Origin of the sequence: Rhodopila sp., from assembly GCF_965276935.1 — a bacterium.
Lineage (GTDB): Bacteria > Pseudomonadota > Alphaproteobacteria > Acetobacterales > Acetobacteraceae > Rhodopila.
The window spans coordinates 1,391,414-1,406,378 of sequence record NZ_CBDIBS010000003.1; the positions used below are offsets into that span (position 1 = coordinate 1,391,414).

General features: G+C 63.1%; 14 protein-coding genes. 10 read left to right on the plus strand and 4 right to left on the minus strand.

The window, feature by feature from the left end; translation table 11 throughout:
* Position 1: 1 nt before the first annotated feature.
* On the minus strand, positions 2 to 1,276 hold the full coding sequence (locus tag ACQY4S_RS14240; protein ID WP_428485849.1) for an O-acetylhomoserine aminocarboxypropyltransferase/cysteine synthase family protein: 1,275 nt from the start codon (positions 1,274 to 1,276) through the stop codon (positions 2 to 4).
* Positions 1,277 to 2,866: 1,590 nt separating this feature from the next.
* Between ACQY4S_RS14240 and ACQY4S_RS14245 the strand changes: the two genes are divergently transcribed.
* From ACQY4S_RS14245 to ACQY4S_RS14260, 4 genes are all read left to right on the plus strand, one after another.
* A complete protein-coding gene (locus ACQY4S_RS14245; RefSeq protein WP_428485850.1) occupies positions 2,867 to 3,457 on the plus strand; it encodes a hypothetical protein in 591 nt (196 codons plus the stop codon).
* 47 nt (positions 3,458 to 3,504) lie between these two features.
* Complete coding sequence (locus ACQY4S_RS14250; protein ID WP_428485851.1) at positions 3,505 to 3,723, plus strand: hypothetical protein; 219 nt, start codon at positions 3,505 to 3,507, stop codon at positions 3,721 to 3,723.
* A 107-nt stretch (positions 3,724 to 3,830) separates the two neighbouring features.
* Positions 3,831 to 4,409 carry an NUDIX domain-containing protein gene (locus ACQY4S_RS14255; protein WP_428485852.1) on the plus strand — a complete coding sequence of 193 codons (579 nt, stop codon included), beginning with the start codon at positions 3,831 to 3,833 and terminating at the stop codon, positions 4,407 to 4,409.
* Positions 4,406 to 4,780, plus strand: coding sequence for a hypothetical protein (locus ACQY4S_RS14260; RefSeq protein WP_428485853.1), 375 nt, complete (start codon positions 4,406 to 4,408; stop codon positions 4,778 to 4,780). The genes ACQY4S_RS14255 and ACQY4S_RS14260 overlap by 4 nt, the downstream gene beginning before the upstream one ends.
* A gap of 324 nt (positions 4,781 to 5,104) precedes the next feature.
* On the opposite strand, the gene ACQY4S_RS14265 is transcribed toward ACQY4S_RS14260, so the two are convergent.
* On the minus strand, positions 5,105 to 5,548 hold the full coding sequence (locus ACQY4S_RS14265) for a hypothetical protein (protein WP_428485854.1): 444 nt from the start codon (positions 5,546 to 5,548) through the stop codon (positions 5,105 to 5,107).
* A 137-nt stretch (positions 5,549 to 5,685) separates the two neighbouring features.
* On the opposite strand from ACQY4S_RS14265, the gene ACQY4S_RS14270 reads away from it, so the two are divergent.
* Positions 5,686 to 8,115, plus strand: a complete 2,430-nt coding sequence (locus tag ACQY4S_RS14270; RefSeq protein WP_428485855.1) for a response regulator — start codon at positions 5,686 to 5,688, stop codon at positions 8,113 to 8,115.
* A gap of 69 nt (positions 8,116 to 8,184) precedes the next feature.
* Positions 8,185 to 9,036, plus strand: coding sequence for a universal stress protein (locus ACQY4S_RS14275; protein WP_428485856.1), 852 nt, complete (start codon positions 8,185 to 8,187; stop codon positions 9,034 to 9,036).
* 397 nt (positions 9,037 to 9,433) lie between these two features.
* On the opposite strand, the gene ACQY4S_RS14280 is transcribed toward ACQY4S_RS14275, so the two are convergent.
* A complete protein-coding gene (locus ACQY4S_RS14280; RefSeq protein ID WP_428485857.1) occupies positions 9,434 to 9,814 on the minus strand; it encodes a hypothetical protein in 381 nt (126 codons plus the stop codon).
* A gap of 24 nt (positions 9,815 to 9,838) precedes the next feature.
* On the opposite strand from ACQY4S_RS14280, the gene ACQY4S_RS14285 reads away from it, so the two are divergent.
* The 4 genes from ACQY4S_RS14285 (at position 9,839) to ACQY4S_RS14300 (ending at position 14,307) form a co-directional block, all read left to right on the plus strand.
* Positions 9,839 to 11,227 carry an IS701 family transposase gene (locus ACQY4S_RS14285; protein WP_428485858.1) on the plus strand — a complete coding sequence of 463 codons (1,389 nt, stop codon included), beginning with the start codon at positions 9,839 to 9,841 and terminating at the stop codon, positions 11,225 to 11,227.
* A gap of 1,017 nt (positions 11,228 to 12,244) precedes the next feature.
* Positions 12,245 to 12,373 (plus strand): Fe-Mn family superoxide dismutase, encoded by a 129-nt coding sequence (locus tag ACQY4S_RS14290; protein ID WP_428486283.1) that lies wholly within the window; start codon positions 12,245 to 12,247, stop codon positions 12,371 to 12,373.
* A gap of 39 nt (positions 12,374 to 12,412) precedes the next feature.
* Complete coding sequence (locus ACQY4S_RS14295; protein WP_428485859.1) at positions 12,413 to 13,411, plus strand: ferritin-like domain-containing protein; 999 nt, start codon at positions 12,413 to 12,415, stop codon at positions 13,409 to 13,411.
* On the plus strand, positions 13,408 to 14,307 hold the full coding sequence (locus ACQY4S_RS14300) for a hypothetical protein (RefSeq protein ID WP_428485860.1): 900 nt from the start codon (positions 13,408 to 13,410) through the stop codon (positions 14,305 to 14,307). Before ACQY4S_RS14295 ends, ACQY4S_RS14300 begins: the two co-directional genes overlap by 4 nt.
* Here the strand turns inward: ACQY4S_RS14300 and ACQY4S_RS14305 are convergent.
* Positions 14,279 to 14,950, minus strand: a complete 672-nt coding sequence (locus tag ACQY4S_RS14305; RefSeq protein WP_428485861.1) for a TSUP family transporter — start codon at positions 14,948 to 14,950, stop codon at positions 14,279 to 14,281. The two genes, ACQY4S_RS14300 and ACQY4S_RS14305, sit on opposite strands and share 29 nt — an antisense overlap.
* Positions 14,951 to 14,965: the final 15 nt, after the last annotated feature.

Here is a 14,965-nt window from a genome sequence, read left to right on the forward strand (position 1 = left end):
GTCAGGAGCCCTCCAACGCCTGGTTGAGGTCCTCAATGATGTCGTCGACGTGTTCGATGCCGATGCTGAGCCTGATGACTTCGGGACCCACGCCCGCCTTGCGCTGCGCCTCGACTGGCATCTGCCGATGCGTTGTCGACGCGGGATGGCAGGCCAATGACTTTGAGTCGCCGAGATTGACGCAACGGAGAACCAGCTTCAGAGCATCATAGAAGCGTTTGCCGTCATCAAAGCCGCCACGCACGCCGAAGGTAATCAACGAGCAGGCGCGTCCGCCGAGATAGCGTTGCGCCAGGTCGTGATAAGGGTTGTCATCAAAGCCAACGTAGTTGACCCAGGCGACCTGCGGGTGATCGCGCAGGAAACGCGCCACCGTTCTGGCATTGTCGGTATGACGCTCGACCCGGAGCGCCATTGTTTCGATGCCTTGCAACAGCAAAAACGCATTGAACGGCGACAACACGGAACCGGTGAGCCGCTGATAGAAACTGCGGCAGCGCTCGATGTAGGCGCTCTGGCCAAAATGATCGGAGTAGATCATGCCGTGGTAGGATGGATCGGCAACGCTGAACATCTGGTATTTCTCTGGGTATTTCCGCCACGGGAAATGACCGCCGTCGATGATGGCGCCGCCCAGCGTCGTGCCATGGCCGCCGGCGAATTTGGTCAGCGAATGCACGACGACGTCGGCGCCGTAGGCAATCGGACGCAGCAGCACCGGTGTTGCCACGGTATTATCGACGATCAGCGGCACGCCGTGCCGGTGTGCGACCGCCGCCAAGGCCTCGATATCGCAAATATTGCCGGCGGGGTTGCCGACACTTTCACAAAACACCGCCCGCGTATCGTCATCGATCAGTTTTTCAATGCTACGCGGATGTTCGGTCTCGGCGAAACGTGCAGTAATACCAAATCGCGGAAGCAGATAAGTCAAAAGCGTATGTGTCGTGCCATAAAGCTGCGGTACGGTCACGATATTGCTGCCTGCCTCGGCAATATTCATGATGGCATAGTGGACAGCCGCCTGACCGGTGCTGACGCACAGCGCACCAAGACCTTCCTCAAGAGACGCAATACGCGTTTCTAGTACTGTCGTGGTTGGATTGCTGATTCGACTATAGCGGAAGCCGGTCGCTTCAAGATTAAACAGAGCCGCTCCGTGATCCGCACTGTCGAATGCGTACGCGACCGTTTGATAGATCGGCACGGCGACCGCATGGTTGGCGTCGTTACTAGGATCGTAGCCCATGTGTAGCGCTTTGGTTTCGCCGCGCATTGTAGCTGCATTCCCTGTATCAACCCCAAATCACAGTGCCATGCAAAACCTGTCCGCATCAATACTTCAAATCTCCAGCAATGGTCTTCTCGACTTATCGTGACATCTCGTTCACATCTATCGAGAACATTATTGTTAGGCTTTAGCGCCGATTTGGCAAATGATGATGATATTGTTAAATTTATTTGCATCCAGGCTACCTGTGTCGGGTGTGGACAACCGCGATTGACACGTCCGACAAATGGCCGGCAGAAGGCTTTGTGGCAACCCCATCAACTTTCGCATTTAATGCGAATAAATTTGCACTTTTTACGCGAGTATTGTGGGAAATTGCTCCCGCGGGGCGGTATATATTATGTTGAGCTGCACGCGGTAGCAGGGCGAAGTCAGCCTCTGATCATATTCCGGTATGCCAATATGTCTTCGGTCGAGCCGTGTTTTGTCTGAACACGCGCACCGGCATTGATTTTCGACCAATACCTGACGTCCGCATCAAAATAGAAAGCAGCGTGGTCATCTAGCGGATGCGCGGGCCGTCCCATTTCAGGCGCCACGGTTTCAGGCAGGATCGTGCGCCGTCTTATCGTGATCAGCGATTGCTGCTGCCAAACGTGTCGTAGAGTCATCGCGATCACGCCGCGGAATTGGTTTACGTTCGGCGCGGTGCAGTGCGCGGCAGTCGCCTCGCTCGATCGCGATGATCCTTGGCATGCTGCTGAAACGCCCGCCTGGAATTCCTAATTCGTCAGTACCAATCGTCCATTTTGACGTTTACGGGCGGCTCCAGCCGATTTCTGTGATAGCTTTAGGACCGCTCCTTCCGCCTTGCGGCATTTTGCCGGCAGACCCAGCCTGTCGCCGGCGCGTGGGCAGCCGGATCAGGTTAAAAGCCGGGGTCTCGAACCAAAGCATCCAGGCGAGCCCGTGCCGAGCCGCGCAATGTGTTTTGCGAGATCCCCGGCGTCGCGTGCTCGGTCAACCGCTTATTTGATCCAGTCGCTGGCGTCGGAGGTCGTCGATGAAAAGCAGCCATGTCGACAGGGGAAATTTCCGCCTGAAAGGCAAACATACCCGACCCGTGCGTCGGCATGCGAGGCGACGGTGGCGCCTGGCGCCATTGTTCGCCCAGAACGCGGGCTGATCGCGGCCGTCACTCGGGCCGGTGAACGATAAAGTCCTTTTTCGTTTCGAATTTCCTGGAGCAAATCACCATTGTTTGGTAATCGGTTCGGTCCATCCTACTGGGGAATCAGCCGCTGCATCGCAGGCGGCGCCCCGTCCCTGAGACTGAAGCTCCGGCAGCCAGGGTCTGCGACGTGAGCGAAAGGTTGTGTGGTAGCCGTTTATGGGGTTTTTGCACCAAGCTACGACCTTTCCGCCGCCGGACGCTTCGCGAGGGACTTATGCCAAATCCGATGCGGCGCGGTTGGTCCACAGCGGGGACGGGACGGGCAGCAAGACCGGTGTATTCCAGCCTTATAGCCGTTGCGTTCGGTTGCTCCTCAGCCCCCTGATATCGTTGATGTGCCGGAAGTACTGTCCGAGCCTGTCCGATCTATCATCAGTGTTGTCTAGCTTTCGGTGTTGGTTATGATTAAGCGACGCGTTGTGCCCGGACCGGTTCGTTTGGTGCCGGTCATCGGCTTGATCACGGCGGCCTCCGCCGAGGATGCAACGATGTTCAAGGCGTTGAGGATGGACGGGTTGCTGGTCAAGCCGCTGACAGCTCGGGCCCTGCTGGATGCGTTGCAGGCGCATGCGTGGTCACGCCGCGAGGCGCGGGATGCTGGCGGCGTTCCTTGTGCCCCAGCGGACATCCCGGCGATTGATCCGGTGCTGTCGGCCGAGAGGATCCTGGAACTGCGGGGCAATCTGCCGCCGCGGACCTTCGTGACGCTGGTCGAGGCCTGTCTGGTCGATCTGGATCAATGCCTTCCCGGCCTGCGGCGAGCCTTCGCGGTTGGCTCGGTCCGCGCGATCACGACGCATGCCCATGCCATGGTCGGGATGGCGGCGGGCTATGGCATGCCCGCGCTGGAAACCGCATTGCGGGCGATCATGGCGGCGGCACAGGCTGGCGATACCGCCGCCCTGGGGCCCGCCGCGATGGTCAGGGCCGAGGCGGAACTCGCCGCGGCCGCATGCGCCCTGCGGGAAATCATGCAGGATGTGGTGGCCTGACCACTTGCTTTAACGTTTCATTTACCAGCGATCGCTAGGATGATCGCATGCTGTCTCCAGCCACACTCGCAAGCGTCTCGGCCGGTTCCGGCCGGATTGGGCACACACCGTCGGTGCAGCCCGTCCGGATACCCCCTGTCGCGCCGGCTGTCCCGCCGGTCACCGCCTTGCCGACCCGCAAGCCGGCCGGTTCGGCCGCACCGGCACCGGCGACGCCGCCGCTGCGCGGGCTGCCGCGCGGGTCGTTGCTGGACCTGAGCGTGTAGCCGCCGAAGTGCGGGCGCCGGGGGCGGCGAAACTATTGCGTGCGGTTTGGCGATCCGCCGACGTCTTTCGCACTTGATTTGGACGGGTCAAAGCGGCACCCTGGGGTATGTCGTCGTTCATCCGCAATATTCCCGAGGGTGACAACCGCGAGCGTAGTATCTGCGCCGATTGCGGATATGTCGCTTATGAAAATCCGAAGATCGTTGTCGGTTCGGTGGTCGCGGCCGGTGATCGGATATTGATGTGCCGCAGGGCCATCGAGCCGCGGATGGGCTTCTGGACGCTGCCCGCCGGCTACATGGAGCTGGGGGAGACCCTGGAAGAAGGCGCTGCGCGGGAAGCGCTGGAGGAAGCCGAAGCGACTATCACCATCGAGGGGATTTTGGGCGTCTTCAGTATCGCCCGTATCGGCCAGGTGCAGGTGATCTTCCGAGCCAGGTTCACCGAGCCGGACCAGCCATATTTTCGGCCTGGTCCGGAAAGCCAGGATGTCCGGCTGTTCCGTTGGCATGAGATTCCCTGGAGCAACATTGCTTTCCCGACCGTGCACTGGGCGCTGGATGCCTGGAAAGCCGCGGGCAGCGCCGGCCTGGGGCAACCAGCCGGTAATTCGGCCGAGGACATGCGAGGCGTTCACGGGCTGGCGAAGCCGGCACGCGTCTGTTCGGGGGAAGCTGGGTTATGAAGTGCTACCTGGTGCTGTTCATGCTGACTTTCAGCGTCGCCGCGATTGCGGGTGTGAGAGAGGGAGGCGCCAGCGAGGCGGGCGTGACGGCGGAGGGCGTGACGGCGGGACGCGCGATCGGAACGGCTCTTCCTCTGCCACCTCTGCCGCCCGACGATGTGCCCGTCACCGAGATCGCGCCGGTGCCCGATCGCGATGTCGCCGCGCCGATCGCGCCACCATCCGAGCAGCCCAGCCTCAATGTGAAGATGTATCGCTCGAAGTCCTACGATCCCAGCCTGGGGTTCACCCCCGGCTCGCGCTATCAGTCGTCCGAGGACCGCAAGGCAATCCAGACTCCAGGCCTCAGCCTGAGCGTTCCACTCAGGTGAGATGAACCCGAATAGGTGACGGGCGTTCCCTGATTGTCATGATTGACGGCGGCTGGTCATGGCGGGGCGGCAGGATCAGGGCGGTAGCCGGGCAAATCACTGCCGATATGACGTGGCCGCCCCGGCAGGGTGGTGTTTGCGGGTCAATTCGGCGGGACCATGACCGGGACATGCCGGAGGAAATTTGTCGAATTCTTGGGTTAACCATTTGTCAATCGCGACGGCGTAGCGCGCCGGTCGGCATGCCCTATTGGCTGTGCCAGCCACTGACATGGAGCCCGCCATGCGGAAAACCACCACGACTCGTTATAGAGTACCCAATGCTCAAACCCTCGACGGCGAAATGTTCGGCTCGCGGCCGGGGCGGTTAAAAGGTGCGACGATCACGTCGTGCTGCAAGCCGCGGGCGACCAATCTGGTGCCGCTGTTCGCTGAACCGACGACCGGCAGCACCGTCAGCGGCGGCAGCGTCCAATCCAAGGAGCCCTGCGGATTTCCCACCTCCGTAACCCAAACAGTCTTGTTGTCTGACGGCACGCAAATCACGTTCACAACAGCCGGACAATCAACCGCATTCGCGCTGGTTTGTCCAAACATATGAAAGTAAAGCGTCTTATGATGGTTTGACCAGCCCATCACTGGTCGACAATGGCAACCATCCATGATAGTCGCGACATTGTGATATGGGTGTGGGGCAAAAGGCTCTCGCTTTCGCCCACGAGTTTGTGTTTTGTCAGGTTTGGGCTGGCGCCCCACCGGCAAAGTCATTGCCGGATATCTCAGGCGCTCCGATGCGGGGTTCGCGGGGTTCTTCGTATGACACCAGCGGCCGTCACCACAGTCAGCGGTCCGCGCTTTCAGAGAACCGGCGCTGTAAACGGCATCTCCAGCCGAGAAAGGGACGCATGAGGCTGTCCACCCGGCTCGTCCTGCTTATCCTGGGCTGCCTGTTGCCGATCCTGACCGCGCAGATCTACTCCCAGCTAAATCTCCGTAACGCGAGACAGGACCAGATCAGGGGCCTGGTTGAGCGTCAGGCGGCGTTGGTGGATGCGGACATGGGCAATATCATCAATGCCGTCGGTCAGCTCGGCACGATGCTCCGCCAGTTTCCCGATGTGCTGGCGCCGGGGGGGCGGTGCGATGACCATCTCACAGCCTTGCAACGTGGCCTTCCGCAATACCGCTTCCTGGCGGTCTACGCGCTGGATGGCAGGTTGCTTTGCGGGTCCGCGACGACGCCGGACGACGCCGGACATGGCCGCCCGCGGTGGATCGTGGACATGGCGGCCGAGCGCGACGTGCAGGTCGGCCCGTTGGCGGCGGCCGGCAGTCCGGGCGGAGCGTTCCTTCCGGTCGGCGTCCGCATACCAAGCGCTGGGGCCGAATCCGACCCCGTGATCCTGGTGGCGGCGCTCGACGCTGGCTGGATTGCAAGGCATCTCGAGGCGGCGCAGCCCGGCCACCGGCAAGCGATGGCGCAGACGACGCTGATCATGGCTGACCATGACGGCATGGTCGTGACGCGGCTGCCGGACCATCAAGACGCAATCGGGCAACGCGCGGTCGGGCAACCGTTGCCGCCGTGGCTACGGCGGTTCGTCGATCGGAAAACCGGGGATGTCGCGACGGTGACCGATCCAAACGGTCGTGCCTATATCGCTGCCTACGAGCCGGCGGCGGCACTGACCGGCCTTACGGTCATCGAGACCATGGCGCTGCCCGACGTGATCGCGGATATTGATCGGGCGACCAAACAGGACATGCTGGTCATCAGCGGCGCCGCGATGGTCGCGCTGCTGCTGGCCTGGGCCGCCAGCCGCCGCTTCATCCGTCAACCGACCGAAACCCTGCTGCTGGCCGCTCGGAACTGGCGAGAAGGCGAGCTGGGCACGCGGGCCAGGATGTCCGATCCAGGCGCGGAATTTTCCGCCCTCGCGGAAGCCTTCAATGCGATGGCAGCGGGATTGCAGGCGCGGGAAGTCGAGCGCAGGCTGCAAGCCAGTTTCCTGGAGGCACAGGTGGCGGAACGCACGCGCGCGCTTTCGGAGAGCAACAATCGGCTGCAGGTGGAGATCGCCGGTCGCGAGAAGACCGAGGCCGCCCTGCATCAGGCGCAGAAGCTTCAGGCCGTCGGCCAGCTTGCCGGCGGGATCGCCCACGACTTCAACAACATGCTTGCCACCGTCCTGGGTAACCTTGAACTGATGGAGCGGCGGGTCGCGCAGACCGGGAAGGCGTGGACGGATGGCGACAGTGATCGCCTGATGCGGCTGATCGGCCGTGCCACCGGCGCGGTGCATCGTGGCAGCCAGTTGACGTCACGCCTGCTGGCCTTCTCCCGCCGTCAGCGAATTGCCGCTCGTCCGACAGATGTGAACGCACTGTTGCGCGATCTGATCACGCTGGCCTCCAGCACGCTGGGGCGGCGCGTGCAGGTGGCGCCGGAACTGGCCGAGGACCTTTGGCCCGCGCTGGTCGACCCAAGCCAGGTCGAAGCCGCGATCCTGAACCTATGCCTGAATGCCCGCGATGCCATGCCGGAGGGCGGACGGGTGCTGATCAGCACATCCAACCTCACGGTCGACGAGACGTCGGAGGGTGCCGCTGACACCAAGGATCTGCGAGCGGGCTGCTACGTCCGGGTGTGCATCTCGGACAGCGGGACCGGCATGACGGGGGAGGTCAAGGCGCGCGCGTTCGAACCGTTCTTCACCACCAAGGGTCCCGCCGGATCCGGCCTGGGTCTGAGCCAGGTCTACGGGATGGCGCGCCAGTGCCGCGGCAACGTGATGATCGACAGCCAGCCGAACGAAGGCACGCGCGTCACGCTGTGCCTGCCTCGGGCCACTCACACCGAGCAGACCGGTGCCTTGCCGGAAGCGAAGATGACGAAAGCCGCCTTTGTCGGCAGGCTGTCGAATGATCTTGTGCTGGTGGTTGACGACGACGACGCGGTCCGTCAGGTGACGGTAGAGATGACCCGCGACCTTGGCTGCGAGGTGGCGCAGGCGGTCGGCGGCGAACAGGCGCTGGTGCTGATCGACAAGTTGTCACCGCCGCCCACGCTGATCCTGCTGGATTACGCCATGCCGGGGATGAATGGCATCCAGGTCGCCCGGGCCCTGCGCAACCGCGGCGTCACCGCGCCCATTGCCCTGGTGACCGGCTATGCCGAACTGTCGGAGACGGACATCGTCGGGGCGCAGCTTGCCGGGCTGCTGCGCAAGCCATTCACCATTCTGGAACTGCAGAAGCTGCTGGTCCAGCTTCGCGCCGTGGGCGCCGACCAATCCGCGGAACGCTGCCTGGAACCGGGACTGACGGATAGCTGATCACGGCGGTGCCCAGCGGCGGCGCCATGCCGCGGTGCGTGATCAATGGTCAAGGAGCTCATCATAGTGATGAAAGACATTCTTGTTCAGCTTGATCAAGGCGCCAGGAGCGCCGTCAGGCTCGGTGTCGCGGCCGATCTCGCACGCCGGTTCGGCAGCTACCTGACCGGCCTGTTTGTCGTCGATATTCCGAATGCCGAGTATCTGTACGGCGCCGGCATGCCGATGGCCGGTTTGGGTCCCGACCCGACGATCGACGTCATGACGGCGCAGGCGCGCACCCGCGCGGAGCCGGTGGAGGCCGCATTCCGGCAAGAGCTCCGGCAGCATGATCTGCAAGGCACGTGGCGGATTATCGAGGGAGACACGCCTGCCGTGCTTGGCGCGGACGCGCACTACGCGGACCTTGTCGTGGTTGGCCAACCGAATGATCCACGGCGTCGGGACAATCGCGGCCGGCTTGTGGTGGAGACGGTCCTGATGACCTCTGGCCGCCCAATCCTGACGATCCCCTTTGCCGGCGATTTTCCGACACTGACGGAGCACGTGCTGATTGCCTGGAATGCCAGCCGGGAGGCGACACGGGCGGTGCATGATGCCCTGCCCCTGCTGCGAGAGGCTGGACAAGTCACCATTCTGGCGGTCAATCCGTCTGCCTCGGTCGCCCAGGACACCGCCGGCGTGCCGCCCGCCAATCTGGCGACGCACCTGGCTCGCCATGGCATCAAGGCGGAGACAACGCGGACCATCGCCAGGAACGTTGCCGATGGCGAGGCGCTGCTGTCCTACGCTGCGGACATCAGCGCCACGATGATCGTGGCTGGCGGCTACGGCCACTCCCGCGCGCGGGAGATGATTTTCGGCGGCGTGACCCGGACCTTGCTGGCCGAGATGACGGTGCCGGTGTTCTTTTCGCACTGAGCCGGCGCGGTCGAGGGACGGGAAAGAGCGGCTACGGATGCGCGTCGAGGAACGCGCGGACCGCACGCGCCAGCTCTCTGGGCTGCTCTTCCGGAACATGGCGCCCGCTGCACGCCACCGTCAGATGTTCAACCGCTGACGATATCCATCGCCGCTTTCTGGCTGAAAGCCGGCAAGCCGCTTTGAATAAGGACAAGTTGGGTGACCTCGTCCGGCCATTGCGCCGCATAGGCAAAGGTCCCCTGCCCTTGCGGACCGCGGCTTGTGCGACGCTAAAGCGCGATTGGTTTAGGTTGACCTACGAATCACGCTTTACCTCATTGTCTGATCGCGTGATTCACGCCTTCTAACTGGGTCAGCCTCAGCTCGACTTTCCGCAATTTGGAGGTCTGGACGATCATGTCATGGCCCAGAAGATATCCTGGTGAGTGATAAACGGTAGCGCCTCATCGAGGGACAGGATCGTCCGGCCGAACGGACCTGTGGCGGTCCATCGCTCGTTCCAGAGCGACCAGTAGAGAATTTCGAACTTGTTGTTTGATGGCGTTGCGCGCAGCCGCGCGACCGGTGCGCCGGATCTAGCATCGTAGAGTGTGTAGCCGCGGTTGCGTCGTTCCGCCAATAAGGTCCCTCTGGCGCAGCGGAAGGCCTCGATGTGCTGAATGATTGCGTCGTCCATCGCGCCCCACGATAGACGCTTTCGCAGCGCGATGTCGTGATCCCTTCGTGATCCCTTGGCGGATTGTCCGATCTGTGCCGCGGGGCTCTTGCGCGGCATGGGCGTTTTGCTTGGATATCTGCGATGATCGCCAAGCGCACCCAACGCATCCCAGTCGTCTCCCCTGTGCCCGCGATCCTGCTGACATGGCTGGCCCCGTTTCGCCCGTGCTTCACGGCCCCGGTCTGGAACCACATCCTGGTGCTGGTTGCCGGCGCCGTCCTGGCCCCCGGCAAACGCACCGTCAGCCAGGCGTTGCGCGTCATGGGGCTGGCCGCGCAGCCTGGCTTCGGCCGCTACCATGAGGCGCTCAACCGGGCGCGCTGGGATGCCCGCGCCGTGGCGCGCCGGCTGCTGCATCATCTGCTGGCGGTGCTGGGTCCGCAGGGTGAGGTGGTCATTGCCATCGACGACAGTATCGAGCGGCGCTGGGGTCGCAAGATCGAGGCCCGCGGCATCTATCGTGACCCGGTGCGTTCGTCGCGTGGCCACTTCGTCAAGACCAGCGGCCTGCGCTGGTTGTCCTTGGCCGTCGTGCTGGCGGTGCCCTTCGCCGGCCGGCACTGGTCGCTGCCGTTCCTGACCGTGCTGGCGCCCTCGGTGCGCTGGAGCGAGGCGCACGGCCGGCGGCACAAGACCCTGACCGATCAGGCGCGTCAGGCGATCCTGCAAAGCAAGCGCTGGCTGGCGGATCGGCGTGTGGTGGTGGTCGCCGACAGCAGCTTCGCCGCCCTGGAACTGATCGCCGCGGTGCGCCGCCATGTCTGCCTGATCACCCGGCTGCGTCTGGATGCTGCCCTGTTCGAACCCGCCCCCGCGCGCCGACCCGGCCAACGCGGCCGGCCGGCCTTGAAAGGCCAACGCCGGCCCAAACTTAGCGCCGTGCTGGCCGATCCCGCCACCGTCTGGACACGGGTCACGATGGCCGAATGGTATGGCGGCCAAACCCGCGTGCTGGACACGATCTCCGGCACCGCGGTCTGGTACAGCTGCCGCCTGCCGCCCGCCCCGATCCGCTGGGTGCTGGTGCGCGATCCCACCGGCGCGCGCGACGCACAGGCATTCCTGTGCACCGATCTCGCGCTTGACCCCATGGCGATCCTCAGTCGGTTCGTGTTGCGCTGGCGGATCGAGACCACCTTCCAGGAGGTCCGCCAACATCTGGGCGTCGAGACCCAGCGGCAGTGGTCCGATCTGGCCATCCGGCGCACCACCCCGGCGCTGCTGGGGTTGTACTCGCTGATCACCGTTTGGGCGCATGGGCTGATGCCAGCGGCGAACACCGCAGTCCGGCCGCATACCGCCGTTTGGTACGACAAATCCCAGCCAACGTTTAGCGACGCGATCGCCGCCGTTCGCCGCGTGCTTTGGATGCCCGAGGGTTTTTCCATGTCCCGGCAGCACACCGAGCACGTGCAAATTCCCGCTCCATTGCTACAACGCTTCGTGGAGACACTATGCCTCACAGCATAAATTGCGGAAAGTCGAGCTCAGGCGATCACGCGCTAAAGCGCGATTGGTTTAGGTTGACCTACGAATCGCGCTTTACCTCATTGTTTGATCGCGTGATTCACGCCTTCCGACCGGGTCAGCCTTAGGCGATCATGCGCTAAGCGAAACGGATATCCCTTGCACGATGTGCATTCCTGGTGCCGCAAGCCGAAATCGTCGCGGCGAACAGAGGTGCTTCCGGTCCTGGCATCCCGTCCTCAAGCAGCGTTGGGTAGTTTGCCCTGGCGTGCCGATTGGCATCGGCGCCAGGTAGCTGGCTGCGCCACCCTGCCCCGCATCTGCCGTCATCACGATTAAGGGCGGCAACGGCACACGGATTTTGGCATGGCAAGAAGCGTGGTAGCTTCTGCTTGTGAGACAGTGCTGTCCATCTAGTCGCTTCAATGAAACCGGCTGGCTCATCGGTGTTTGGATGGGCGTCCTCGCGCTAGCGGGGCAATTGGCGCTTGGTGCCGTTGTGCCCGCTCCGGGTATGTCAGCAGCGAATTCCATTCGTCCGCCGTTCACGCTGGTAGTGTGCCACGCCGGTCGCGCGGAGACCGGCGGCACGCTGCCCGCGCATCACGGCCAGTTGGATTGCATCCTGTGTCCGCTATGTCTGGCCCTGGCACAGGCAGGCCTCGCTCTGACCCCCGTGCTGATCGCGGTCCGCCTGGCAGCGCGGCGCCTCATGAGATTGGCTCTGCCACTCGTCCGAGCGCCGCCTTCGAGAGCGGCCGCCGCGACCTACCCGACAGGCCCCCCCATCCCGGCCTGAGGAGAGCCGATTCCGGGCACCAGCCTCGCAACGGGCAGGTGTCTGATTGCTCCTTCGGACAGGAAGGCCGCGGTTGGCAGGGCGGGCGCGGGGCAGGTCGGATCGGATTGGGTGATGGTGCCCGTCGGCAGCAGCGGCAAGCTGAGCCTTGTCACCCACCCGAACCGGAACTTGCCCTTGATGGAAGGCAGGGCGGTGCTTTTCGGCAAGATGTCTTGGACATGCATGCCTGCTACCTGAAAAACCAGAACCGATGGCCAGATTATCTTGCGGCGTGGTGGAACGTGGTGGACTGGCCGGTGGTCCAGCAACACGACAAGGCGGCTGTCTCGGGCACACTTGCCCTTTGACCTGAGTGATCCAAACAGTGGAAAGGAACAAAGTTCAACATGAATGCCCCTGTTCTTGAGGCGCCTCCCGGTGGTCTGCAACTGGCGCAACGCCTTGACCGCGATCCGGCCGTCATCGCGGCCGCCGACCATGCATCCAGGCATTGGGTCAGTCGCGAGCCTGGAGAGCTGCGGCCAGGGACGGATGCGCACAAGGCGGCGGTTGCACGGATGTTCCGCGAGACCTTCAATCCGTTCAAGCCAACAATCATCGACTGGCCGAAGCTCAGTCAGGAAGAGCGTGACAGGCTGGTCAACCTGCCGATCTGGGACATCGCGGTGCAAACCGAGGGCAAGGCACGGATCAGGATGCTGTCCTACGCGTACAGCCTTGTTGACCCGGCTTGGCGCGGCGCGATCGAGCTGAATGGCTGGGAGGAAGGGCGGCACAAGACGGTGCTTTCCAACCTCGTCTCGTCCTACGGCATCGTCCTGGAACCCGAGCCGGCCTATCCCGAACCTCGCCACACGGAATGGGCCTATCTGGTCACCGGCTTCAGCGAGTGCATCGACAGTTTCTTCGCGTTCGGCCTGTTCGCGGTCGCCGAGCGTTCCGGCTTCTTTCCACCCGAGCTGGTCGACACATTCGAGCCGGTGATGCAGGAGGAATGCCGGCACATCCTGCTGTTCGCCAACTGGCTTGCCTGGCAGCGGCGCAACATGCCGTGGTGGCGGCGTCCATGGTTCGAGTTGCGCGTCGCTGCCGTCTGGGTGTTCCTTGGATGGGAACGTATCGGACTCGCCCGCGGCATGGACGACGGGAAAGGCAACGCTGGCAAGCCGCAGGACAACAACTTCACCGTCAAGGGCGCCAAGGCGGTCAGCGATGTCGATATTGGAACAAGAGATCTCATGGAACTTTGCCTGTCGGAAAATGATCGCCGCTTCGCGGGTTACGACGAACGCCTGCTGAGGCCGACGACAATGCCCAGTCTGGTGCGCTTGATCCGTCGCTTCCTGCGCAAGCCTCGCCACAACATTGTCGGAGCAACGGCATGAAGATCAGCGCCGGATCAGACCTCCACAAGGAGTCGTTCTGCCGCCAGTTCATCGAAACCCATGAGCTGTACGATCCGGAGACGCTGCCTTGGCCGGTGCTTGACGATGCGGCCCTCGCCCGTCTGCGCGGGGTGCCATTCTGGCAGGAAGTCTATCACACCGAGCGCCGTGCCGGCGCCATCGTCGACGCCTTCACGCCACACGTCATGGACCCGGTCGTGCGTGAAGCCGTCGCCTTGCAGGGCCTGGAAGAGACGCGCCATGCCAAACTGATCCGGGTGATGATCGACCGCTACGGCATCGACGCGACTGAACAACCGCTTGAGGCGTTTCCGGCCGACCTGGAGACGGCGTTCATCGATTTCGGCTTCGGCGAATGCCTTGATGCCTTCCTCGGGTTCGGTGCTTTCAAGACAGCCCGCCAATCGGAGTTCCTGCCTGCCGGCATGTTCGAAATTTTCGACGTGCTGATGCAGGAGGAGACGCGCCACATCGTGTTCTTTATCAACTACATGGCCTGGCGCGAGAAACGGCGGGGGCACATCGCACCGACCCGGGCCCTTAAGTCGACCTGGTTCTACGGCCGTGCCTTACGGCGCCTGCTCGGCATGGTCCGCCGTGGTCAAACCGCGAATGACGGGCAGGATTTCGCGGTCACGCAGGCCAACATGTTCCTGGACGGCTTCAGCTTCCAGCAGTTCGTCGAGGACTGCTACCGTGAAAACGCCCGTCGCATGAGCGTCTTTGATCCGGACTTAATGCAGCCGCGGCTATTGCCGGCGGTTGCCGACCTAGCGTTACGCGGCTTGCGACTCTGGGATCGGCGACGTCCGCAGTTGAAGCGGCCGCCTGAAGGCGCCGGAGGGACTACTTCAGGACCAGCAAGACCCCACTGATCGCCGCCACCGCAAGAATTGCGACACGAAGCCGACGCCGGTTGACACACCGCCGGACGACAGGCGCGAGCGCCAAGCCGATGCCGACGCCTGGAAGCAGCACGACAGCTCGTTCGACCCCAGCGCGACCGAACAGGCCGTCCAACGCGAGCGCCGCCACCGATCCCAGATAGGCAATGGTGAAGAACGCGCCGAGCATCGCCCGTGCGACCCTTGGCTCCGCACCCTGAAAAACCAGCGAGATCGGCGGTCCATGGATGCCGACCATGGTACCCATTACACCAGCAGCACCGCCGCCCATGATCAAGTTACGCGTGTTCGGCACAACGTGCGACCCCAGGACACTGATCAGCACGGCGACGAGAATCACGGCGCCGAAGACGCGCTGCACGTTGGGGCCGGCCGCATATTGAAGGGAGACCGCGCCGATCACGGTTCCGACCAGAAGACCGAGAAGCGATATCGCCAAGCCCTTGCGATCAATGGCATCCCGCTCCTGATAGGCCGTCATGGCGGTCAGCACCGTGCCGGCGAGCAGCATGGGGCCGGGAATGAACCCTGGATCAAGCAGCGCCAGAATGGGCACGACGAGCAAGGCCAACCCCATTCCAAGCGCTGCCTGAAAGGCAGAGCCGACTGCCATCGTCGCGATCACTAG